This window comes from Bradyrhizobium sp. CCBAU 51745 (assembly GCF_028128715.1).
Classification (GTDB): domain Bacteria; phylum Pseudomonadota; class Alphaproteobacteria; order Rhizobiales; family Xanthobacteraceae; genus Bradyrhizobium; species Bradyrhizobium manausense.
Genome location: NZ_LBJP01000088.1, coordinates 145,632 through 166,103, shown reverse-complemented (window position 1 = coordinate 166,103; position 20,472 = coordinate 145,632). Strand labels below are relative to the sequence as shown.

General features: G+C 64.0%; 23 protein-coding genes and 1 tRNA gene. 11 read left to right on the top strand and 13 right to left on the bottom strand.

Features of this window, described 5'->3' with window-relative positions:
- Positions 1–15: 15 nt before the first annotated feature.
- Entirely contained in the window at positions 16–1,380 is a 1,365-nt protein-coding gene (locus XH98_RS29865; protein WP_271620722.1) for an FAD-dependent oxidoreductase, read from the bottom strand.
- A gap of 110 nt (positions 1,381–1,490) precedes the next feature.
- Here XH98_RS29865 and XH98_RS29860 point away from each other — a divergent pair, with 110 nt between their 5' ends.
- Complete coding sequence (locus XH98_RS29860; protein ID WP_271620796.1) at positions 1,491–2,375, top strand: LysR family transcriptional regulator; 885 nt, start codon at positions 1,491–1,493, stop codon at positions 2,373–2,375.
- 132 nt (positions 2,376–2,507) lie between these two features.
- On the opposite strand, the gene XH98_RS29855 is transcribed toward XH98_RS29860, so the two are convergent.
- Entirely contained in the window at positions 2,508–3,311 is an 804-nt protein-coding gene (locus tag XH98_RS29855) for an enoyl-CoA hydratase-related protein (protein WP_271620721.1), read from the bottom strand.
- Between the two features lie 155 nt (positions 3,312–3,466).
- Between XH98_RS29855 and XH98_RS29850 the strand changes: the two genes are divergently transcribed.
- Positions 3,467–4,441 (top strand): ketopantoate reductase family protein, encoded by a 975-nt coding sequence (locus tag XH98_RS29850; RefSeq protein ID WP_220001336.1) that lies wholly within the window; start codon positions 3,467–3,469, stop codon positions 4,439–4,441.
- 3 nt (positions 4,442–4,444) lie between these two features.
- On the opposite strand, the gene XH98_RS29845 is transcribed toward XH98_RS29850, so the two are convergent.
- The gene (locus XH98_RS29845; RefSeq protein ID WP_271603436.1) at positions 4,445–5,122 is read right to left on the bottom strand and encodes an alpha/beta hydrolase family protein; all 678 of its coding nucleotides are present in this window, start codon (positions 5,120–5,122) and stop codon (positions 4,445–4,447) included.
- 24 nt (positions 5,123–5,146) lie between these two features.
- The gene (locus XH98_RS29840) at positions 5,147–5,794 is read right to left on the bottom strand and encodes a TetR/AcrR family transcriptional regulator (RefSeq protein ID WP_271620720.1); all 648 of its coding nucleotides are present in this window, start codon (positions 5,792–5,794) and stop codon (positions 5,147–5,149) included.
- A 74-nt stretch (positions 5,795–5,868) separates the two neighbouring features.
- Between XH98_RS29840 and XH98_RS29835 the strand changes: the two genes are divergently transcribed.
- Entirely contained in the window at positions 5,869–6,813 is a 945-nt protein-coding gene (locus XH98_RS29835) for an SDR family NAD(P)-dependent oxidoreductase (RefSeq protein WP_271620719.1), read from the top strand.
- Positions 6,814–6,943: 130 nt separating this feature from the next.
- Entirely contained in the window at positions 6,944–8,089 is a 1,146-nt protein-coding gene (locus XH98_RS29830) for an acyl-CoA dehydrogenase family protein (protein WP_271620718.1), read from the top strand.
- A 7-nt stretch (positions 8,090–8,096) separates the two neighbouring features.
- On the opposite strand, the gene XH98_RS29825 is transcribed toward XH98_RS29830, so the two are convergent.
- Positions 8,097–8,981 carry a LysR family transcriptional regulator gene (locus tag XH98_RS29825; RefSeq protein WP_271620717.1) on the bottom strand — a complete coding sequence of 295 codons (885 nt, stop codon included), beginning with the start codon at positions 8,979–8,981 and terminating at the stop codon, positions 8,097–8,099.
- A gap of 104 nt (positions 8,982–9,085) precedes the next feature.
- Here XH98_RS29825 and XH98_RS29820 point away from each other — a divergent pair, with 104 nt between their 5' ends.
- Genes XH98_RS29820 through XH98_RS29810 form a run of 3 tightly spaced genes read left to right on the top strand, consistent with a single transcriptional unit; the run spans position 9,086 to position 10,570 of the window.
- The gene (locus XH98_RS29820) at positions 9,086–9,514 is read left to right on the top strand and encodes a DoxX family protein (RefSeq protein ID WP_271620716.1); all 429 of its coding nucleotides are present in this window, start codon (positions 9,086–9,088) and stop codon (positions 9,512–9,514) included.
- Between the two features lie 17 nt (positions 9,515–9,531).
- Positions 9,532–9,993 carry a DsrE family protein gene (locus XH98_RS29815; RefSeq protein ID WP_271603430.1) on the top strand — a complete coding sequence of 154 codons (462 nt, stop codon included), beginning with the start codon at positions 9,532–9,534 and terminating at the stop codon, positions 9,991–9,993.
- Positions 9,986–10,570, top strand: coding sequence for a TlpA family protein disulfide reductase (locus XH98_RS29810; RefSeq protein WP_271603429.1), 585 nt, complete (start codon positions 9,986–9,988; stop codon positions 10,568–10,570). The genes XH98_RS29815 and XH98_RS29810 overlap by 8 nt, the downstream gene beginning before the upstream one ends.
- On the opposite strand, the gene XH98_RS29805 is transcribed toward XH98_RS29810, so the two are convergent.
- Complete coding sequence (locus tag XH98_RS29805; RefSeq protein WP_271620715.1) at positions 10,567–11,706, bottom strand: amidohydrolase/deacetylase family metallohydrolase; 1,140 nt, start codon at positions 11,704–11,706, stop codon at positions 10,567–10,569. The two genes, XH98_RS29810 and XH98_RS29805, sit on opposite strands and share 4 nt — an antisense overlap.
- A 200-nt stretch (positions 11,707–11,906) precedes the next feature.
- Positions 11,907–12,512, bottom strand: a complete 606-nt coding sequence (locus XH98_RS29800; protein WP_271620714.1) for a TetR/AcrR family transcriptional regulator — start codon at positions 12,510–12,512, stop codon at positions 11,907–11,909.
- Positions 12,513–13,027: 515 nt separating this feature from the next.
- Between XH98_RS29800 and XH98_RS29795 the strand changes: the two genes are divergently transcribed.
- Both XH98_RS29795 and XH98_RS29790 read left to right on the top strand, forming a co-directional pair.
- Complete coding sequence (locus XH98_RS29795) at positions 13,028–14,284, top strand: NAD(P)/FAD-dependent oxidoreductase (RefSeq protein ID WP_271620713.1); 1,257 nt, start codon at positions 13,028–13,030, stop codon at positions 14,282–14,284.
- A 2-nt stretch (positions 14,285–14,286) separates the two neighbouring features.
- On the top strand, positions 14,287–14,724 hold the full coding sequence (locus XH98_RS29790; protein ID WP_271620712.1) for an SRPBCC family protein: 438 nt from the start codon (positions 14,287–14,289) through the stop codon (positions 14,722–14,724).
- Positions 14,725–14,732: 8 nt separating this feature from the next.
- On the opposite strand, the gene XH98_RS29785 is transcribed toward XH98_RS29790, so the two are convergent.
- The 4 genes from XH98_RS29785 to XH98_RS29770 form a co-directional block, all read right to left on the bottom strand.
- Positions 14,733–14,809, bottom strand: a tRNA-Arg gene (locus tag XH98_RS29785).
- 86 nt (positions 14,810–14,895) lie between these two features.
- Positions 14,896–15,630, bottom strand: a complete 735-nt coding sequence (locus XH98_RS29780) for a hypothetical protein (RefSeq protein WP_271620711.1) — start codon at positions 15,628–15,630, stop codon at positions 14,896–14,898.
- 216 nt (positions 15,631–15,846) lie between these two features.
- The gene (locus tag XH98_RS29775) at positions 15,847–16,485 is read right to left on the bottom strand and encodes an RraA family protein (RefSeq protein ID WP_271620710.1); all 639 of its coding nucleotides are present in this window, start codon (positions 16,483–16,485) and stop codon (positions 15,847–15,849) included.
- A gap of 63 nt (positions 16,486–16,548) precedes the next feature.
- Positions 16,549–17,568 carry an alpha/beta hydrolase gene (locus tag XH98_RS29770; protein ID WP_271620795.1) on the bottom strand — a complete coding sequence of 340 codons (1,020 nt, stop codon included), beginning with the start codon at positions 17,566–17,568 and terminating at the stop codon, positions 16,549–16,551.
- 208 nt (positions 17,569–17,776) lie between these two features.
- On the opposite strand from XH98_RS29770, the gene XH98_RS29765 reads away from it, so the two are divergent.
- Positions 17,777–18,385 carry a hypothetical protein gene (locus XH98_RS29765; RefSeq protein WP_057747485.1) on the top strand — a complete coding sequence of 203 codons (609 nt, stop codon included), beginning with the start codon at positions 17,777–17,779 and terminating at the stop codon, positions 18,383–18,385.
- 51 nt (positions 18,386–18,436) lie between these two features.
- Here XH98_RS29765 and XH98_RS29760 read toward each other — a convergent pair whose 3' ends face one another.
- Together XH98_RS29760 and XH98_RS29755 are read right to left on the bottom strand one after the other, a co-directional pair.
- A complete protein-coding gene (locus XH98_RS29760) occupies positions 18,437–18,652 on the bottom strand; it encodes a hypothetical protein (RefSeq protein WP_271603422.1) in 216 nt (71 codons plus the stop codon).
- 17 nt (positions 18,653–18,669) lie between these two features.
- A complete protein-coding gene (locus XH98_RS29755; RefSeq protein WP_271620709.1) occupies positions 18,670–19,677 on the bottom strand; it encodes a 2-dehydropantoate 2-reductase in 1,008 nt (335 codons plus the stop codon).
- 183 nt (positions 19,678–19,860) lie between these two features.
- On the opposite strand from XH98_RS29755, the gene XH98_RS29750 reads away from it, so the two are divergent.
- Positions 19,861–20,445 carry a YidB family protein gene (locus tag XH98_RS29750; RefSeq protein WP_271603420.1) on the top strand — a complete coding sequence of 195 codons (585 nt, stop codon included), beginning with the start codon at positions 19,861–19,863 and terminating at the stop codon, positions 20,443–20,445.
- The last annotated feature ends 27 nt before the right edge of the window (positions 20,446–20,472 follow it).

The following is a 20,472-nucleotide window of genomic DNA, read 5'->3' as shown; positions in this document are numbered from 1 at the left end:
TCTTTTTGCAGTCCGTTACAGGCCCTTTGGCACGGGCTCGTCCCGTCCGATGAAGGCGCCCTGTTGTTTCAATGTTTCCTGCAATTTTTCAACCGGTATGTCACGCGGGATCCGGTTTCCGGACAGCGCCAGCGCGGCCGCGGAACCGGCCGCCTCCCCCATCACGAAGCAGGCCCCCGACACCCGCGCCGCCGACTGGCCCTCATGGGTCATGGAGGCGCAGCGGCCGGCGACGAGAAGGTTGTCTACGCCCTCGGGCACCAGCATGCGATACGGCAATTCGTTGTAGCCGCGCGATTCCGGGATCGGCGGGAAAGTGAAGACGACATCGCCTGGAACATGCGCCTCGATCGGCCAGCCATTGACGCCGATGGAGTCCTCGAACGAGGCGCAGCCAAGCACATCCTCGCCGCTGAGCTGGTAGCCCCCCTTGATGCGGCGGGTCTCGCGGATGCCGAGCTGCGGCGGCAGATCGACGATGTAGGATTTTTCAAAGCCCGGCACCGTGCGCAGGAATTCGAAGGCGGCAAGCGCCTGCTTGCGGCCCTCGATCTCGCCGCGGGTGAGATCATCGGGCTCGACACCGTTGATGGCGTGGCCGTCCTCGCGCGCCACCTGCGTGAAGTTCACCCGCCATTCGATGCCGGATTTCTGCGGCCGCACGATCGCGCTCTTGCGCGGGAATTTGTGGGTGCCAGCCGCGGTCGCCGCTTCCATCAATTGCGGAATGGTGCGCCAGGCATCCCCCGCCCTCACGGGATCGATGCCGTTGAGACGGAGCATCATCGATGGAAAAAGCGGATGACCATGCGCGTCGCCGATCTCGTAGGGCGCGCCGGCCCAGACCGCGAGATCGCCGTCGCCGGAGCAATCGATGAATATCTCTGCGCGCACCGCCTGCCGGCCGGCCTTGGTCTCGACCATCAGCGCGTCGATGCGGTTGTCATCGCCCATCACGACGCCGGCGCCGAGGGCATGGAAGAGAATGTGCACCTTGTGGCTCGCCAGCAGTTGATCGGCCGCGATCTTGTAGGCCGCAGTGTCATAGGCCTGCGCGAAGACCTTGCCGAGAATCAGATGCGGCGCGTTGAGGCCGTTCAGATGATCGATCCGCGCCAGCAGATCGGACGCCATGCCCTGCACCAGCCTGACCGCCTCGCCATAGACGTTGCCATGCAGGCCGCAGAAATTGGTGACGCCGGCCGCGGTGCCCATGCCACCAAGGAAGCCGTAGCGCTCGATCAGCAGCGTCTTGCGGCCGGCGCGCGCGGCTGAGGCCGCAGCGACGATGCCGGCCGGGCCGCCGCCGAGCACGACGACTTCATATTCGCCGTAGAGCGGCACCTGTCGTGCCGGTTCATTGATCGTCATGGCCCGCATGGCGCGTCCTTCCCAAAATCCCTTGCTTGGGGCGGACTATGAATTAACGCGTGGAGGGCTACAATCTACCAAAATATGCGATCAGCTTTCTCGAATCGCGAAAGGTCGACATGGACATCCTGGTGAACCTTCAGGCCTTCCTCGCCACCGCTGATACGGCTGGATTTTCCGCCGCTGCGCGAAAACTCAACGTCTCGACCTCAGTGGTGGCCAAGCGCGTCACGCAGCTTGAAACACGGATCGGCACACCGCTGTTTCATCGCTCGACCCGGCAATTGCGGCTGACCGAAGCGGGCCAGCGCTACGTGCATCGCGCCCGCGGCGTGGTGACTGATGCGACCGACCTGCTGTCGCGCATGGGCGAGAAGGGCCATGATCTCGTCGATCATCTCCGCATCAAGGCGCCGACCTCGATGACGGTGGCGCGGCTTGCCGATGCCTTCAGCGCCTTTCAGACACAAAACCCGCGGCTGAAGCTCGAGATCGTGCTGATCGACCGCCCAGTCGATCCGGTCACTGAAGGGTTTGACATCGCTATCGGCGCCTTCCCGCATTCCTTCGGCGGCGTGGTCGATGAGCCGTTGGTGCCGTTGAAGCGACTGCTTTGCGCCTCGCCGGCTTATTTGAAGAAACACGGCACGCCAAAGCATCCGCGCGACCTCGTCGAGCATCGCTGCCTCAGCTTCATGCCAACAGGCCCCGAATGGGTCTTTGACGGGCCGCGCGGCCGCATCACCATCCAGGTCAGCCCGCTGCTGTCCTCCAACGAGGGACACGTGCTGGCGCGCAGCGCCATCGCCGGCAACGGCATCGCGCTGATCTCGCATTATCTCGTCGCCGACGCCTTGCGCGGCGGCACGCTGAAGCCGGTGCTGCGCGATTTTCCGATTCCGGAATTGTGGGTGAAGGCCGCCATTCCCGAGCGCCGGCGCAATGCCGCCGCGGTGCAGGCGCTGCTGACCTTGCTGAAAACGTCACTCGCGCCGTCGCTGTAAATAATGGTGCCGTAGCCCGCATGGAGCGAAGCGGAATGCGGGAACGCCGGCCCCGGATTGCGCTTCGCTCCATCCGGGCTACTTGCTGTCATCGCCCGGCCAAGCCGGGTACGACGGCGGAGTCAAACGCACTCAGCCCTTCCCGCCGCCCCACTTCGCCGGGCGCTTCTCGGCGAACGAGGCCAGCCCCTCCGCCGCCTCCGCGCTCTGGCGCTTGAGCGCGTGCAGCTGGACGAGCCGCGTGTAGGCCGCATCGTCCACCGCCATGCCGCCGAACGAGCTTTCCAGTGCCAGCCGCTTGGTCTCGGCCATCGCCTCCGGGCCGTTGGCGAGCAGTTGCTCGACCACCTTGCTGCCTGCGGCTTCGAGATTTGCGAGCGGCACCACCTCATGGACGAGGCCGATGCGGCGGGCATCCTCGGCGCCGAAGCGTTCGCCGGTAAGTGCGTAACGGCGGACTTGCCGTACACCAATGGCGTCGCAGAGCTGGGGAATGATGATCGCGGCGGTCAGGCCCCAGCGCACTTCGGTGATGGAGAACAGGGCGTTATCGGCGGCGATCACGACGTCGCAGGCCGCGATCACGCCGGTGCCGCCACCGAAGCAGCCGCCCTGCACCAGCGCCACGGTCGGGATCGGCAGCGTGTTGAGCCGCTGCACGGCCTCGAACGTCGCGCGGGACGCCGCTTCGTTGGCCTCAGGCGACTGTGGCCGCACGCCGTTGATCCATTTGAGGTCGGCGCCGGCCTGGAAATGCTTGCCGTTGCCCTTGAGCACGACGATGCGAAGGTTGGGTTTCTTGCCCAGATCGTCCAGGGCCGCGAGCACGCCTGATATCAGGGCGCCGTCATAGGCGTTGTTGACCTCCGGACGGTTCAACGTGACGGTCGCAACCCCACGCTCATCAAGGCTCCACAGCACAGGGTTGGCACTCATCGGCGATCCTCCGGTCATTCTGATGGCGCGCACTATGGCCGAGGCAACGCATCCCGATCCATATCTTTCCAGCGTGGGGCGGTCGCGCCCATCGCATGGCGGCTTGTGTCATGCTGCCGCCGGGCGACGACCAAAGATCAGGGACGGGACATCATATGCGCATCTGCATTTTCGGCGCGGGCGCCGTCGGAAGCCATCTCGCGGTCAGGCTCGCCCGCGCCGGCCACGAGGTCTCGTGCGTCATGAGGGGCGCGCATCTGGAGGCGGTGCGCGCCAATGGCCTGAAGCTGCGCGTCGGCGATTCCGAGGTTGCGGCCAAGGTGAACGCATCGGGCGATCCGGCCCAGCTCGGCCCGCAGGATGTGGTGATCTCGACACTGAAGGCCACCGCGTTGACCGGGCTCGTCTCCAGCATCAAGCCGTTGCTCCAGGACGACACCGCGATCGTGTTCGCGCAGAACGGCATTCCCTGGTGGTACGGTATCGGCCTGCCGCCGCGGCACCCGACGCCGCCGGATATTTCCTTCCTCGATCCCGGCGGGCGCCTGCGCGCCTGCATCCCGAAGGAGCGGATCATCGGGGGCGTCATCTTCTCTTCCAACGAGGTGGCGGCACCCGGCGTGGTGCAGAACCTCACCCCGGACCGCAACCGCCTCTTGATCGGCGAATGTGACGACCGCAATTGCGAGCGCATCACCAGGCTCCGCGGCGTCTTCAATGATGCGCGGCTGGAATCGCCGCCGGTGGCCGAGATCCGCGAGGCGATCTGGTCAAAGCTACTGACCAACATGTCGCTGTCGGTGCTCTGCCTGCTCACAGGTCAGACTGCGCGGGGCGTACGCGACGACCCTGCCTTCACCGAAGTCATTCCGCGGATGCTGAACGAGGCCAACGACATCGCGCAGCACTTCATTCCCGAGGTCAAGCGCGTGACCCGCAGCGGTCCCGCCCCCAACCACAAGCCGTCGCTGCTGCAGGATTACGAGCTCGGCCGTGCCATGGAGATCGACGTGCTGGTGAAGGCGCCCGCCGCCTTCGCGCGCACCGCCGGGCTGTCGACGCCGACGCTCGACCTGATCGCAGCGCTCGCGATCCAGAAGGCGCGCGACAAGGGGCTCTACTCCGCCTGAACCTTAGGCGAGATTGTCGATCCAACCTGCCAGCGTGTCTAGCACTTCCGCCAGCGCCCCATCGTTGGTGCGACCGGACTTCTTCAACACCGCGAAGGAATGATCGCCGCCTTCGATCTCATGCAGCGTCGCCTTCGCCCCGAGCGCCGCGACGACGGGCCTGAGCAGGCCGAGATCGGCGAGGCCATCCCGCGTTCCCTGAAGAAACAACATGGGAATGGCGACGCCGGCAAGATGCTCGGCGCGCTCGGTGGATGGCTTCTTGTCGGCATGCAGGGGAAAGCCAAGAAAGGCGAGACCCTTCACACCAGGCAACGCTGCCTTGGACTGCGCCTGCGATGTCATGCGGCCGCCGAACGACTTTCCACCGGCGACGAGCTTCAACCCCGGGCACAGCCGCGCCGCCTCCTCGACCGCGGCGCGGATGGTGGCATGCGCGACGGCCGGCTGGTCGGGACGGCCCTGTTTGTTCTCCGTGTAGGGAAAATTGAAGCGGAGCGTCGCAATGCCGCGCATCGAGAGGCCCACCGCAATCTTGTCCATCGACACATGCCGCATGTCGGTACCGGCGCCGTGCGCCAGTACGTAGCACGCACGCGCATTGTCCGGCTGCATCAGGATCGCGGAAACCGTGCCGATGCGTCCGATGTCGAGCTTGAGCTCAGTCGCCTTGGCCGTCATGACGCCTCACCCTTGGATCTGCATTTAGCGGCTCGCCGGCCAGAGATAGTTCAGGACATGATTGAGTGTCGTCATGATCTCGCGGTAGCCGGCCTCGCTCTGCACTGAACCGAATTTGTCCTCGAGGGCCAGCTTGGCAAAACCGTGGACGGTGGACCAGGCGGCCGCGGCGGCGGTCTTCGCCTGCTTCGGCGGACCCCCGACAAGCTCGGCGATGATGATCTCGAACTCGTGCCCGGCCGCCCTGCTTGCCTGCCTGAGACGCGGATCGTCCGCAACCAGGCGCTTGTTGGCAAACATCATCTGGAAGCGGCCGGGATGCTTCAGCGCGAATTCGACATAAGCGAGGCCCTGCGCGTGGAGTTTTTCGCGCGCGTCCCGCTTGCGGGATGCGGCATCCCGCAGCGCGTCGGCCAGCGCCTCGTAGCCGCGGATCGCTACCTCGGTCAGCAAGCCCTGCGCATTGCCGAAATGATGCGACGGCGCGGCCGGGGACACGCCGGCGCGGCGGGCAGCTTCGCGCAAGGTAAAGCCTTCGGCGCCTTGCTCGGCGAGAATGGCCTCGCTGGCCGCGATCAGGGCCTCCTGAAGCTCACCATGATGATAGCCGGCTTCCGGCTTCGGAACCTTGCGGCTCGGCTTGGCGCGCGCGGGCGCGATCGGTTTCGTCATGCGTAACTTGACACTGTTTAGATTGGCGGCTATCTATCTTAACACTGTTTAGATTGATGGGCCGGGAGTTCGAAATGACCGAAACGGAGCATAGCACCGCGTCCTCCCCGATGAAACGGCGCCATCTGGTCGGCGGCGCCGTGCTGGGCATGCTGACGAGCGCCCTCGGCGGCCTTGTCGGCGGCGTGGCGCTCGGCCAGGGCGCGGCGCTGCCCCAGCAGAAGCCGAGCGGCCGCCAGCGTTTCACCGACAAGGTCATCATCGTGACCGGCGGCACCTCCGGCATCGGCCGCGCCGCCGCACTGATGTTCGCCGCCGAAGGCGGCAAGGTGGTGTTCTGCGGACGCAATGTCGAGCGCGGCACGAAGGTGGAAGACGAGATCAAGGGCGGTGGCGGCGATGCCGCGTTCGTCCGCGCCGACGTTCGCAACGAGGCCGAGGTCAAGGCCCTGGTCGACAAGACGATCGAACTTCACGGTCGCCTCGACGTCGCTTTCAACAATGCCGGAATTTCCATCGAGAAGCCGCTGCATCAGTACAGCGCAGCCGAATTCGACGACGTGATCAATACCGATCTGCGCGGCGTGTTCCTGGCGATGAAGTACCAGATTCCGCACATGATGCAGAAGGGCGGATCGATCGTCGTCACCTCGTCATCCAACGCCATCGCCACGTCGGCGAAGCGCTCGGCCTATTCCGCGGCCAAGCGCGGACTTGTCGGCATGGTCCAGGCCGCGGCGCTCGAATACGCCCAGTACGGCATCCGCATCAACACCCTGATCCCGGGCACGACCGATACGCCGTTCATTCGCCGGCTCGCCGGCATGGAAAATCTGCCCGATGCCGCCTGGCACATCGCGGTTGCGCAATGGGCCAAATCGCACGTTCCGGGCATGCAACGTGTGGCAACACCCGAGGAGATCGCGGCCTTTGCGCTGGTGCTCGCCTCGGACGATCATCCCTATGCAACGGGCGGACAGTTCGTCGTCGACGGCGGCAAGACCGCGCAGGCTGGATAGCCGGCAGCCTGAAAACACTGGCATCGGCACCCGGGGTTGGCGTACCACGGCGGGCAGGCTTGCGCCCGCTGTCACCGTTGTGGCACGCGTGGTGCGTACGCGCCTGCGACAAGATCGACCGAGGGTGACCATGGCCTACCGCTCCTCCTGGATGACCGAAGAGCTCGACGTCTTCCGCGACCAGTTCCGGAAATATCTCGCCAAGGATCTGGCGCCGCATGCCGAAAAATGGCGCGAGCAGAAGATGGTCGACCGCTTCGCCTGGCGCGGGCTCGGTGAGATGGGCGCGCTGCTGGCAAGCGTGCCGGAGGAATATGGCGGGCTTGGCGCAACCTTCGCCTACGACGCGGCCGTGCTTGATGATCTCGAAAGCACGGTGCCGGAACTGACGACCGGCGTTTCCGTGCACAGCGCCATCGTCGCCCACTACATCCTCAACTACGGCTCGGAGGAGCAGAAGAAGCGCTGGCTGCCGAAGATGGCCACAGGCGAGATGGTCGGCGCCATCGCCATGACCGAGCCCGGCACCGGCTCGGACCTGCAAGCCGTGAAGACCACAGCGAAGAAGCAGGGCAATTCCTACGTCATCAACGGCCAGAAGACATTCATCACCAACGGCCAGGCCGCCGACCTCGTCATCGTGGTCGCCCGCACCGGCGAAGCGGGCGCGAAGGGGATCTCGCTGATCGTGGTCGAGACCGAAGGCGCCGAAGGTTACAAGCGCGGACGCAACCTCGACAAGATCGGACTGCACGCCTCCGACACGTCGGAACTGTTCTTCGACAATGTCACCGTGCCGCCGGAAAACCTGCTCGGCAAGGAGGAAGGCCAGGGCTTTGTCCAGCTGATGCAGCAATTGCCGCAGGAGCGCCTCGCGCTCGCGGTCGGCGCCGTCGCCTCGATGGAGCGCGCCGTCAAGCTCACCACCGAATACACCAAGGAGCGCAAGGCGTTCGGCAAGCCCCTGCTGGATTTCCAGAACACCGCCTTCACGCTGGCCGAACGCAAGACCGAAGCCATGATCGCACGCGTCTTTGTCGACTGGTGCATCGAGCGCCTGGTTGTCGGGGATCTCGACACTGTCACGGCGTCGATGGCAAAATACTGGTGCTCGGACAAGCAGGTGCAAACCGCCGACGAATGCCTCCAGCTGTTCGGCGGCTATGGCTACATGCAGGAATATCCGATCTCGCGCATCTTCATCGATTCCCGCATCCAGAAGATCTACGGCGGTACCAACGAGATCATGAAGCTGCTGATCGCGAGATCGCTGTAGAGGGGCGCTATTTCATCCGCTTGTCGGCGGCAATGAAGTCGATGAAGGTCCTCACTTTCGCGGAGAGATATTTGCGGCTCGGATAGACTGCGAACAGCTTTCCGACGAAGATGATGTGCTCGGGCATGACGTGCTCGAGCCCTCCAGCCGCGATGTCCTCGGCGACCAGCCATTTCGGCAGGAAGGCGAGGCCCATGCCTTCCAGCGCCGCCATGTGCAGCAGCGTTTCGTTGCCACTGCGCAGCACGGGGTTGAGCTTGATGGTCTCGGTTCCGTGCTCGCCCTCGATGGAGAAGCTCTCGCCCGGATAAAGCGCGTAGTGCAACAAGGCCTTGCCTGAGAGATCAGCGAACGTCTTCGGGCGGCCCGCGCGTTTGAGGAAGGCAGGCGCGGCGACCATGTAGAACGGAACGCCGGTGATGGGCCGTGCGATCAGCGCCTCATCGGGTGCCCCGGTCGCGCGCAAGGCGAGATCGAATCCCTCCTCGACCAGATTGACCAGCCGCCCGCTGAGATCAATGTCGAGACGCACCTCGGGATAGCGCGCCTGGTAGTCGGCCAGCACGCTCACGAAGATCGTGTTCGCCATCCACACCGGCGCGGTCAGCCGTAGCGTGCCGCGCGGCACGACGGTCGCCTTGCTGACGGCAGCTTCGACCTCGTCGAGCGAATCCAGCATCTGCCGCGCCTGCTCGAAATAGAGCGCACCGCTCTCGCTCAGGCTGACGCGCCGGCTGGTCCGGTTGAGCAGCCGCGTGCCCAGCCGCTTCTCGAGTTGCATCACATGCTTGCTCGCCATCGCAGGCGATATGCGCAGGCGCTGCGCCGCGGTCGCAAAGCTCTTCAGCTCCGCGACCAGGCAAAACACCCGCATGCTGACCAGGGAATCCATGAGATCATCAACGTTCAGGAAAGGAATCGATCCTGGAACCGATAATGATCAAAAACAGTGAAACCATCAAATGGTGGCAGCCCTCACATTTTGGAGAAGCCACCATGTCGACCACCACCTTCGAGACCGCCACACCCGGCCGCGCCCTTCGCATCGGCCTCTGGGCCGCGCAAATCCTCATCGCCTTCGCGTTTGTCGGGGCGGGGCTGGTCAAGCTGACCACGCCCATTCCGCAGCTGGCCGCCATGATGCCCTGGGCCGGCCAGTATTCCGAAACTTTCGTTCGCTCCATCGCACTTGTCGATCTCGCGGGCGGGATCGGCATTCTGCTGCCGGCACTGACGCGGATCCTGCCGCGGCTGACGGTGCTCGCCGCGTTGGGCTGCTCGGTGTTGCAGGTGATTGCACTCGCCTTCCATCTCTCGCGCGGCGAGGCCGAGGTGACGCCACTCAACATTATCCTGCTCGCGCTCAGCCTGTTCGTGCTGTGGGGTCGCAACAGTAAGGCGCCGATCGCGCCGCGTCGGTTCTAAACGGCAGCATCGCCACCATGATCTCTGCCATCAGATGGTCCCGCAGGGGCCTGCTCGCAGGCACCGCGATCCTCACGGCTGGCGGCGCGGCCGCGGCCAGGGAGGATCGCCTCGCTGATGGCGTCGTGATCCTGATCGACAGCAACGAGCCTTATGTCATCGGACACGCGATCAGCTATTCCGCCAATCTCGCCAAGCACTTTGCCGACAAGGGTACCCGCCTGCTGATCGAGGTCGTCGCCAATGGCAAGGGCATCGACGTCTTCAGGGCGGACAAGACCCCGCTGGCCGAGCCGCTGGCGACGCTACGCCAGTCGCTGCCTGATCTCACCTACAGCATGTGCGCTTCGTCCAAGGCGATCGCGGAAGCCAAGGAGCAGCTCTCGATCCCGCTGATCCCGGGTGCGAACCTCGTGCCCTTCGGCATCGGGCGCGTCGTGGATCTGCAACTGAGGGGTTGGGCCTATATCCATGCGTGAGACACACCACGCGTTGTCGCGGCGATCGCTCCTGATCGCCGCGCCGGCGCTTCTTGCCTTTCTGCCTGCGGGCGGTGCGCAGGAAAGCTGGCCGCCGGTGTTCGAAGCCGGCCGCAGCCAGTTCACGGTGGTGCGGCCGCGCGCGGCGATGCCGCCGATACGGCTTCAGGACCTGCATGGAAAAGACGTGGTGGTGACGGCAAAGCCGGGACGCATCACCCTCGTCAACTTCTGGGCGACGTGGTGCGCGGCCTGCCGGCTCGACCTGCCCGGGCTGGCGAGCCTCGCCGGATCGCAACGCGACCGTCTGGATATTGTCGCTGTCTGCACCGACACGAGAGATTTGCGCAAGATCACCGCGTTCCTTGCCGGCCTCGCCGTAAAGAACCTCGCCTGCTATGTCGACGCCTATGGCGCAGCCGCGCAAGCATCGACAGAGATGTTTCCCATCGTCGGCATGCCCATCACCTATCTCATCGGGACGAGCGGCCAGGTCGAAGGCTACATCGCCGGCGCGCCCGACTGGCTCTCACCGGCAGGCGCGCAATTGCTGCAATTCTATCGTGAGCAAACCTAGTTCGGGTGCCACCAGCGGCCGCCGATGACGACGCCCTCCGAAACGATCTTCTTGTCGCCGATGAGGTGCTCACCGACGACGTCTTCATAGTCGAACTGGCCTTGCTTCACCGAGACCAGCGTAGCATCGCCGACGCTGCCGGGCTTGAGGCTGCCGAGCTCGGGCCGCCGCAGCGCCATCGCGGCATTCTCGGTCGAGGCCTTGATCACGTCCGACAGCGGCATGCCCATGCAGAGGAATTTGGACATGGTCGTCACCTGGTCGAAGGCCGGGCCGTCGATACAGAGCTGATGGATGTCGGATGAGATGGTGTCGGGATAGAAGCCGTTGGCGAGCATGGCGCGCGCGGTCTTGAACGCGAACGAGCCCTTGCCGTGGCCGATGTCGAACAGCACGCCGCGCTCGCGCGCGTCGAGCACCGCCTTCTTCACCGTGCCCTGCGCGGTCACCGGCGAATTCGGGAAGGGACGGAAGGCATGGGTCAGCACATCGCCGGGGCGCAGGCGCGCCAGCACGTCCTCATAGGTCGGCGGCGGATGATCGATATGCGCCATCAACGGCATGCCGACCTCGTCGGCGACCTGGAGCGCGATATCGAGCGGCACGGCGCCTGATGTGCCCGAGGAGTGCAGCCCGACCCGCACCTTGATGCCGACGATGACGTCGCGGTTGGCGTCCGCCACCTTGGCCGCCTCGATCGGGTTCATCAGCCGCAATTCCTCGCTCTCGCCGACCATGATCCGGTGCGAGAAGCCGAAAATGCCGGCATGGGAGACGTGCAGATAAGCGAGGATGCGGACCTGGCTCGGCTCGATCACATGCTTGCGGAAGCCGGCGAAATTGCCGGGGCCGGCGCTGCCGGTGTCGACCGACGTGGTGACGCCGGAGTTGCGGCAGAACTCCTCGGCATCGATACCGAGCGAAGTGCCGCCCCAATAGACATGAGTGTGGAGATCGATCAGCCCGGGGGTCACGATGAACTGCGAGACGTCGCGAACTTGAGTGCCGGAATCCGCCTTGAGCCCGGAGCCGACCGCGGCGACCTTGCCACCCGAAAACGCGACATCCGTCACGGCATCGAGCTTCTGCGAGGGGTCGATCACCCGCCCGCCGCGCAGGATCAAGTCGAAAGGCATCATCGTCTCCGGATCAGGTAAACATGGACCGGGCTGGAAGGTGCGCTTCCAGCCCGGCGGCCTCTGTTAGCAATTTTCACACCAGCGAAGCAAATCAGCCGCGGACGATTTTCCATCAGGGTACGTCGACTGCGACTGACCTGGTTGGTTTGGCTTGTCGATTTTCACGGCGGGATTCAACCCGGCCGCTTGTATGCCCTTCACTTGATCTTGGCCACCGCTGCCTTCGTGGCGTTCGTGAGCAAGGCGCAGATGGCGGAGACGGATCTCGCTCCCGAGAGCATCCGAAAGGTCGCGCAGCTGGTAAGGACGTAAATCAGATCGACAGCATCGCGCTTGGCGCTGATCGGCGTGTCTTTGGCAGCTATTCGTGCAATCAATTCTCCAATGAGCGGCCGCCGACGCTCGTTCCGCGCCGCGAGCGCTTGGGCGAATTCCAGGTCAATCGCCATGGCGTCATGAAGACGCGCCACCGCGGGGTCGCTGTCCCAAAATTCGCAGAAGATCCGAACCATCATCTCGAGGCCCTTTTCAGGGTCGGAATGGGCAGCGGCGTCCTCCAGGCGTGCGAGCCCTCCCCGGCGGGCGATATCATCAAACACTGCTTCGAGCAGCCCACGGCGCGAGCCGAATTGGTTGTAGACGGTCAAGCGCGTCACCTTTGCCGCTTTTGCGACTGCGTCGAGCGAAAAGGTGGTGATGCTGTCCTCCTCGCGAAGGAACCGCGCAGCGGCCTGAACGACCTGGTTCCGTTTCGCCGCGGCGGCCTCAGCCCGCGCCACGCTGACATAGGCACGCTTAGGCACGTTCCGCCTCTTGAATTTCAATATACATCATGTATATCCAAATAGCTTCGTGCAAAAGGTCTAGATCCCTATGCAGCCGGTTCTGCTTATAGCCATTTCGCTCCACATTCTCGCTGCCACGTTCTGGGCCGGCTCGACTTTCGCATGCGCTTGGACGACGGGGAATGATGGTCAGCAACTGTTCGCTCCGCAGTTGGGCGCGGCTGCCGTGGCGGTGCTGTCAGGTGCTTACCTTTGGAAGGCATTGCATGAGGGTTCGTTTGGGCCCACGGAGCAGCTTTTGGGCGCAGGCGCCGTGGCGGCAATCGTCGCGCTCGTTATTCAAATAACCGTCATCCGTAGCGCGTTGCGGAGGCTGCGGACGTCCCCGGGGGACCAGCCAAAGGTGCGATCTCAATTGGCGATGGCGTATCGCGGCGCGGCTATTCTTCTCGCAGTCGCAGTGCTTGCCATGGCCGCGTCGCGCTATGCCTAGCCTCTTCTCCAAACAGAAGCGTGTGCAGAGGAAGCAATCGATGTCCCGATCACCCGGATCAAGTCATGAAGCCTACGACGTCGTGGTTCTGGGAGCTGGATATGCGGGCATGATGGCGGCTCTTCGACTGGGTCGACGCCGGCTTGGGCTTCGCGTTGCACTGGTGAATAGCAATGAACAGTTCGTCGAGCGTGTCCGACTGCAGGAGACGATGGTCGCCCCGGTCAAACCGCGGATCGCGTCCCTTTCAAGATATCTGCGCCGCACCAATGTCCAGTTCATACGTGCTTGCGTGGTGTCGCTCGATCCCATTCGGAATAGCGTCACGATCGAAGAGGATGGCTCACCGCGCACGATTGCTTTCACGCAACTGATCTACGCGCTGGGCTCACATGTCGACACCGACAATGCCGCTGGCGCGCCAGAGCATGCCTTTCGCCTTGATCCGGGTGAAGGTCCGCGCTCTGCCGCCGCGCTGCGAGCCGCGCTTCATGAGATTTCCGGGCGCCCCGCTCGCGTGCTTGCCGTTGGCGGCGGACCGCTTTCTGTCGAGGCTGCGGGCGAAGCCAAATCGACATGGCCCAATATGAGCGTGACGCTGCTGAGCCCCACGAGTGTTGGCGACTTCAGCAGCGCCAAGGTTCGATCCGTTATCAGACGCGACCTGACAAGATTGGGCATCGAGCTTGTCGACGACGAACGAGTTACCGGGATTGAGAGCGATGCGGCGATGACCGCCAGCGGGCGGCGCATTCCCTTCGACATATGCATCTGGGCTGCAGGCATGCGCGCTCCCGCGATGGCGAGGCAGGCCGGGCTGCAGGTTGATGCTCAAGATCGCGTGGTCGTCGGAACCGATTTGAGGTCGGTGTCTCATCCCGCGATTCTCGCCGTCGGCGATAGTGCGCACCCGAATGGACCGACCGGCGCGCCGTTTCGCGCATCTGCATTGGCGGCGGCAGTTTCCGGCGTCTATGCGGCAGAACAAGTCATCGCGCGGAGCCAGGGCCGGCTCATCCGGCCATTTAGCTTCTCAACCTTCGCACAAGCCGTTGCAATCGGTCGATTCGCGGCACTCTTCCCCCTTGATGCCAACGATCACCAGATACTTTTCGTGATGGGGGGACGCACTGCGAGCGTGCTGCGGAGCGTGCTGATCTGGCTTGTTCTTCATTTCATCACCTTCGAACGGCTCCTGCCGGGCGTTCAGACGTGGCCAGGGCGAAAGCGAGCAGCCTCACGCTCCGCCGGTCAGAAGAACCCGGATCGGCTTGCGAGAAACTCTGAAGGAGCCTGACGATGCGTGATCAAGAAGAGCGCACGGACAAGCGCGCGATCATTGTTGACTACCAGCTATCCGCACCGCCACGCAAAGTCTGGCGTGCATTGACAGAGCCTCGGTTGCTCGAAAGTTGGCTGATGCCCAACGACATCAAACCCGAGGCCGGCCGCCGCTTCACGTTTCGCGCGGCGCCGGCGCCAGGATTTGACGGCGTCGTCCGGTGCGAGGTCTTGAAGGTCGAGCCCGGCTCGCGACTGGTATACTCCTGGCGCGGAGGGCCTCTGGACACGAGCGTGGCCTGGACACTCAGGCTCTCGTCGACTGGCGGCACCGATCTCCGGCTCGAGCATACCGGCTTTGACCGCGACCATAGCGCGACCTACGACATGCTTAACGAAGGATGGCGGAAGAAAGCCGCGAGCTCGCTGGAGCGCGTCTCTTCATCGCTCGACTAGGTGAAGGCTGGCGATCCCGGCATGACTCGAACATGCGACCTACGGTTTAGGAAACCGCCGCTCTATCCGGCTGAGCTACGGGACCGCGGAACCCGCCGATGAGACGGGTTGCCTGGAGCTGTTCATATCAAAGCGAGCGCCGAATCGGAAGCCCTCGCTGCCTTCTAGGTTTCATTTTGCAGCAGATTGGCTCACCGCGGCCAGAAGCCGGTCTTTGAATTCGCCTTTCAAGGTCACGTATACGCTGGACCATTGCCGGCTCCTGAACTCGCAGCGACCGCGGGGGCAATATGCTTGATCGTGATAGTCGCCGCTGAGAACGCCGAACAGGGTCATTCGGCCGCCCAGCAGACGAAGCAGCGCACTACCCGATGCCCCGACTGTGAACTCGCAGTTCGTTTCAAATATGGACCAGTCCCTTACGTCGCGGATCTGACATTCCTGCATTGTCTTGTTGAACGGCCCGTATCTGTCCGCCTTTCCTGCGGCCTCGATATCGTAACCGACAGCCGCCAGGACACGCTCCAGCTCGACAAGGATGTCAGCCCCTTCATAGATCTCGTAAGGCGTGACCTCTGCGGGAAAGGCGAGCTTTGCGACTGCCCAATCGCCGGCAACAGCTTTCGCCCCGTGTTCGAAGCAAGTGCCCATCCACAATTTTGCGGACAAAGGAACGGCCCGCTTCTCCGCTCCCAGATAGTACTCGAATATGCATTTGTCCGGCGACATCGGCGGCTTGCAAAGGTCTCGAAACGCGTGAGCCGCGGTCGTGATCACATCGCGCGCTCCAGTCACTTGAGCGCTGCTATCTCCACCTGGGCATCGCAGCACTCCACTGGCAGCAAAACGGCTTCGGACCACGTCAGGGGAGAGACTGTTGGCTTTTGCGTAGACCTCTTCCGTCATTCGCCGCTCGCTATCGGCGGAGGCGACAGAGACCAACAGGACGAGAACGCCAGGCAAGACAGTTAAGCAATTCCTCACCACGCGAAGCAACCTCAGCATAACAAATATGAGAGCCTTGACCGAAACAGAGATCGCGAAAAGCACTTTGAACGTAGCGATGGCCGAGTTCGGTCTAGGATCGATCCGGCCATTGCCTTGACTTAAGCGGCGCCGTGTTCAGGACTTGCCATAAGCCCCCTGGTAGCGGCCCTCGCGGATTGCCTTCAGCGTGTCGTCCTCGCGCTTGATCTGGACGCGCACCGCCTCCAGCAGGGCCGCGGCGCCGGCGGCGGGAAACGACACCACGCCGTCTTCGTCGCCGACCACGATGTCGCCGGGCGAGATCACGCTGCCGCCGATCGTGACGGGCACGTTGATCTCGCCCGGGCCGTTTTTGTAGGGGCCGCGATGAATCACCGCGCGGGCGAAGCAGGGGAAGTCGTCGGCGGCGAAGGCCGCGACATCGCGGATCGCGCCGTCGATCACATAGCCTTCGGCTTTGCGCCATTGCGCGATGTTTTTCATGATTTCGCCGACCAGCGCCCTCGTCTCGTCACCGCCGCCATCGACCACGATGACGTCGCCGGGGCCGACCAGCTCGAGCGCGCGGTGGATGGCGAGATTGTCGCCGGGCCGGGTGCGCACCGTGAAGGCCGCACCCACCAGCTTGCCGCTGCGATGATAGGGTTTCAGCCCGACCGCGCCCGGCAGCCGGCTGAGATTGTCGGAAATGATCGAGGTCGGCGCATTCCTGAAACCTTCGATGATATCGGCCGGCGGTTTCGGCACGCTGTTCGCTGCGATGGTAATCGTCATGGCGTTTGGTCCTTTTATGATCTTATTCGGCGTGCGCCCGTGCCAGCCTTCAAGACGTCCAGGTCAGCGCTCCGCGCCGCAGCCCGGGATATCGAACAGCGCGGCGAGGCCGCATTTCGAGGTCAGCATCTTGTCGCCGTCATGGCCGACACCGGCGATGTCCCACACCCTGTGATTGGGCGTGCCGTGACCGCGCTTGGCCATCGCGTCGGCATAGGCATGACCGCGGACGTAGCGATTGGGGCCCTGTGCCTCGCCCATGCAGCTCTTGTCCGCCGCGGGCTTGGTGTCGAGCGTGCCGAGCAGATAGATCACGTCACGCTCGACATAGCGCTGCTCCAGCGCTTCAGGCGTTGCGTCCGCCAGATAAGGCGGCCGCCCGTCCATGCCGTATTTCCAGACATTGTAGCCTTGGCAGGACGCGGCAATCGCCGGCACCGGCCGTTCGCCGCTGAAATAAGCATAGGACGACGGATTGGCGACGACGTAGCGAACGCCGATATGCTGACGCGACAGCGCGGTCTCGCCCTTGCCGGCGATGGCGTAGCGTTGCGCGACCTGGCCACCGCCGGAATGACCTGAAATCACGACCTGCTTCAGGTTCGGGAAGATGCGGCGGTCGGAGAGCTTTGCCAGGATTGCATCGAGCGCCGCGAAGGAGGAAACCGGATTGGGCGCAAGCGCGGCTTCGCCGCCCTCCCAACCCGCCAGCGACCAGCGCAGCATATCGGCGGGCAGCTTGTGGGCGTCGACATCGACCTGCGCCAGGAACTGCGGCACGATCATGAGCGCGCTCTTGCCATCGTCGCCGGCAGCGACCTGTGCGGTGTGGGCCGAGAGGTAGTATTCGTCGGCATTGCGCAGGCGGCCATGCAGCACGATGACGGCGCGCGAGATCGCAGGCAACGGCATCGACCAGTCACTGGAGAGATAGAGCGGCAACAGTCCCTGCCCGCCGACCGAGAGCCGCGCATCGGCCACGACCTTCACCGGCTTGTCGTGAGGGATCTCGTCCTCCGCGGCCAGCGCGCGGCCGCAAATCAGCACCAAAGCGATTGCGGCCATCCAGCTCAGCGCTCTCATGACGAACATGTCCCTGTCGCATCAAACCGATAAAATTCTAAGCGCATCATGCGCTGCGGGGCTGTGACTCCCGAGCCACGTCAAGCAAAAAATGTCAGCAACCCAGCCATGAATTTCCCTGGTTCCATGGGTGACAAGCCGGCGAGAAAGAGGCAAAAATCGGTCACGACTCAGTCTGGGTTGAGTTTGCGAGGAATACTCTCTTAGAATGTCTGACGTAGTTGCATCGCGTCGCGCGGCGCCGGTTCTCGTTGCCGCAGCAGGACTTTTTCTGCTGACATTGCCGCATGCCCAGGCGCAATGGTGGAAGCGCGCGCCTGTCGATTTCGAGGAATGCGCCGACGCTGCCGAAAGATCCGCAAGCAAGGCCGAAAAGACCGCGGCACTCGCCGACTGCAATGCAAAGTTCGCGGGCCGCCGCAAGGCAGGCGGGGGCTACACCTATTACGACTTCCTCCAGGATCGCAGCTTCGACATCGCAGGTCCCAACCCGACACCGGAGGAGCAGAAGAGGATCGACGAATCCTACACTGCCTATCTCGCCGATCAGCGCCGCAGCAATGAAGCGGCACGGGCGACCGCGCGGCAGCAACACGAGCAGCAGGAACAGCAAGTGCAGCAGCTTCAGCAGGTCGCGCTGCGCACCGAGGTCGAGCGCGTGCCCGTTCCGGTCGAGCGGCCGAAGGTGTTGCGACAAAAGGGCGCGCCCTGCACCAAGGGCTCTTTCACCTGCGAATGGCCGCGCCTGTCGGAAGGTTTGAGCGAGTTGAAGAAGCTGTTCAGCCCGACGCCCAGCAAGCCGGCGAAGAAGGGCTGAGACAGCGCTCCCCGCATTCCGCTGTCATCCCGGACAAGCGGAGGTGTAGCTTCAGTTCGCGTGTTTTTTCTTGCTGCGCTTCGGGGCGGCGGCTGGAACGTCCGCGGGTGTTGTCGCTGTCTGTGAATTGCCCAGCGCCTTGCGGCTCTCCTGCAGGCGCGCGTCATAGCCGGGAGAATTCATGACGGTCGGCGGCCTCGCGTAAGCGAGCGTCGATGCCTCGCAGAGCGCGGTCAGCGCGAGCCCGATCCTAAGGCAACGCCTCATTGGTTCCTCCGTCGTTCTCAAACCACGCCGCGAATCTGCTGCGGCGAAAGCCGCGGCGGGCCTTTGCCTGATGTCTCCGCCTCCTTGATCAGCGCAACAATGCGGCGCATCAGCGGCACTTCGACATTGTTCTGCTCGGCAAGCGCGATGACCGCGCCTTGCAGATAGTCGATCTCGGTCTTGCGGCCCTGCTTCAGATCCTGCCACATCGAGGAGCGCGCCTGCGGATCGATCTTCATCGTGCGCCCGAGGATCGCGTTGAAGATCATGTCGGGCAGTCGCAGCAAGGTCGGGGTCCAGTTCGGCGGGATCGGCGTCGCCGAGGCCGGCGTGATGCCGGCGGCCTTGAGCACGGCGAGGCCCTCAGCCATCTGGTCGGCGAACAGCCGTCGCCAGTCACGGCTTGCCAATTGGGCCGCGAGCGGCATGTCGGACAACGCGCTGAGCGCGTTGTTCAGATTGATGATCAGCTTGCCCCATTGCACGGCGGTGATGTCGCGGTTGGCACGCGTCGTGAGACCGGCTACCGAGAGCGCCGCCGCCGTGTTGTCCGCATCCTCGCCGACAATAATGTCGCCCGAGGTCGAACGATGGAAACGTCCCTCGCCCATCGCGACCACGTTGAACGGCACCATGCCGGCGAGCACGCGGCGGCCGCCGAGACGTTCGTTCAGAATGGCAACGTTGCCGACGCCATTCTGCAACGACACGATCACGGCATCCTGCGGCGCGTGCTGCGCGATCTGGTCCGCGACATCAGCCGTGTCGGCGCTCTTGACCGTGACAAGCACGATGCCGGCACTGTGGAGGATCGCAGGATCCTCCGACAGCGCCAGCTGTCCCGCATCGAGCTTTGTCTCGGAGCCGTCGAAATCCGTCAGCCGCAGGCCGAACCGCTCGATCTCGGTCTTCACCCGCGGCCGCACCAGCAGTGCGACCCGGCGACCGGCAGCGGCGAGCTGACCTCCGACAAAACAGCCGATGGCGCCCGCGCCGGCCACAACGATCGGTCGATCCGTCACCACCTGACCTGCTCCCTGAATGACGGGCTTTCAATAGCAGAGCCAGCAGGCAGAGGCGAGGCCGGCTGCCCATCGCGGCCACGGCGCAGCTGCCTTGTAACCGTCATGAGAGGCCCATATGTTTTCGCTCCGGGGGCGCTGTCAGCGGCGAGAGCTCGCCGAACGAGAACGCCAAAGGAGAGCACCATGGGTCTACTCGATGTCCTCAACGGCATGCAGAACGGGCCCCGTGGCCCGAGCACGCCGAGCTCACAATCCTCCTCCGGCGGCATGTCGCCGATGACCATGGCGATCCTCGGCCTGCTCGCCTGGAAGGCATTCAAGCATATGACCGCAAGCCAGCCGGGCGCCGTGCCGCAGCCGGCGCCGACTCCCGTGCCCCCACCCGCGAATGCGGGACCTGGTGGTGCTCTCGGCGGCGGTGGCGGTCTCGGTGATCTCCTCAAGGGCGGCCTCGGTGGCCTGCTCGCGGGCGGCGCGGCCGGCTCCGTGCTGAGCGGCGGCCTCGGCGATCTCCTCAACCAGCTCCAGCAAGGCGGCCATGGCGAGACCGCAAACAGTTGGGTCGGCAAGGGCGAGAACAAGCCGATCGCACCCGGCGATCTCGCCAATGCGCTCGGCGCTGACCAGATCCAGAGCCTGTCGGCCCAAAGCGGCCTGTCGCGCGATGAGCTGCTCTCCGGCCTCAGCCAGTATTTGCCGCAGGTGGTCGATCATCTGACGCCGGACGGACGGCTACCGACCGAGAACGAGCTTTCGGGACGAATTTAATCGAACTCTGACCTCAAGCGCGATGAG

Coding starts and splice junctions, on each gene's coding strand:
- XH98_RS29760 (WP_271603422.1), bottom strand. CDS start 18,652: ATGAGGCGTTGCCTTAGGATCGGGCTCGCGCTGACCGCGCTCTGCGAG.
- XH98_RS29775 (WP_271620710.1), bottom strand. CDS start 16,485: ATGACGATTACCATCGCAGCGAACAGCGTGCCGAAACCGCCGGCCGAT.
- XH98_RS29850 (WP_220001336.1), top strand. CDS start 3,467: ATGCGCATCTGCATTTTCGGCGCGGGCGCCGTCGGAAGCCATCTCGCG.
- XH98_RS29860 (WP_271620796.1), top strand. CDS start 1,491: ATGGACATCCTGGTGAACCTTCAGGCCTTCCTCGCCACCGCTGATACG.
- XH98_RS29795 (WP_271620713.1), top strand. CDS start 13,028: ATGTCCCGATCACCCGGATCAAGTCATGAAGCCTACGACGTCGTGGTT.
- XH98_RS29840 (WP_271620720.1), bottom strand. CDS start 5,794: ATGACGAAACCGATCGCGCCCGCGCGCGCCAAGCCGAGCCGCAAGGTT.
- XH98_RS29790 (WP_271620712.1), top strand. CDS start 14,287: ATGCGTGATCAAGAAGAGCGCACGGACAAGCGCGCGATCATTGTTGAC.
- XH98_RS29830 (WP_271620718.1), top strand. CDS start 6,944: ATGGCCTACCGCTCCTCCTGGATGACCGAAGAGCTCGACGTCTTCCGC.
- XH98_RS29835 (WP_271620719.1), top strand. CDS start 5,869: ATGACCGAAACGGAGCATAGCACCGCGTCCTCCCCGATGAAACGGCGC.
- XH98_RS29825 (WP_271620717.1), bottom strand. CDS start 8,981: ATGGATTCCCTGGTCAGCATGCGGGTGTTTTGCCTGGTCGCGGAGCTG.
- XH98_RS29815 (WP_271603430.1), top strand. CDS start 9,532: ATGATCTCTGCCATCAGATGGTCCCGCAGGGGCCTGCTCGCAGGCACC.
- XH98_RS29750 (WP_271603420.1), top strand. CDS start 19,861: ATGGGTCTACTCGATGTCCTCAACGGCATGCAGAACGGGCCCCGTGGC.
- XH98_RS29865 (WP_271620722.1), bottom strand. CDS start 1,380: ATGCGGGCCATGACGATCAATGAACCGGCACGACAGGTGCCGCTCTAC.
- XH98_RS29810 (WP_271603429.1), top strand. CDS start 9,986: ATGCGTGAGACACACCACGCGTTGTCGCGGCGATCGCTCCTGATCGCC.
- XH98_RS29820 (WP_271620716.1), top strand. CDS start 9,086: ATGTCGACCACCACCTTCGAGACCGCCACACCCGGCCGCGCCCTTCGC.
- XH98_RS29805 (WP_271620715.1), bottom strand. CDS start 11,706: ATGCCTTTCGACTTGATCCTGCGCGGCGGGCGGGTGATCGACCCCTCG.
- XH98_RS29765 (WP_057747485.1), top strand. CDS start 17,777: ATGTCTGACGTAGTTGCATCGCGTCGCGCGGCGCCGGTTCTCGTTGCC.
- XH98_RS29770 (WP_271620795.1), bottom strand. CDS start 17,568: ATGAGAGCGCTGAGCTGGATGGCCGCAATCGCTTTGGTGCTGATTTGC.
- XH98_RS29845 (WP_271603436.1), bottom strand. CDS start 5,122: ATGACGGCCAAGGCGACTGAGCTCAAGCTCGACATCGGACGCATCGGC.
- XH98_RS29780 (WP_271620711.1), bottom strand. CDS start 15,630: ATGACGGAAGAGGTCTACGCAAAAGCCAACAGTCTCTCCCCTGACGTG.
- XH98_RS29855 (WP_271620721.1), bottom strand. CDS start 3,311: ATGAGTGCCAACCCTGTGCTGTGGAGCCTTGATGAGCGTGGGGTTGCG.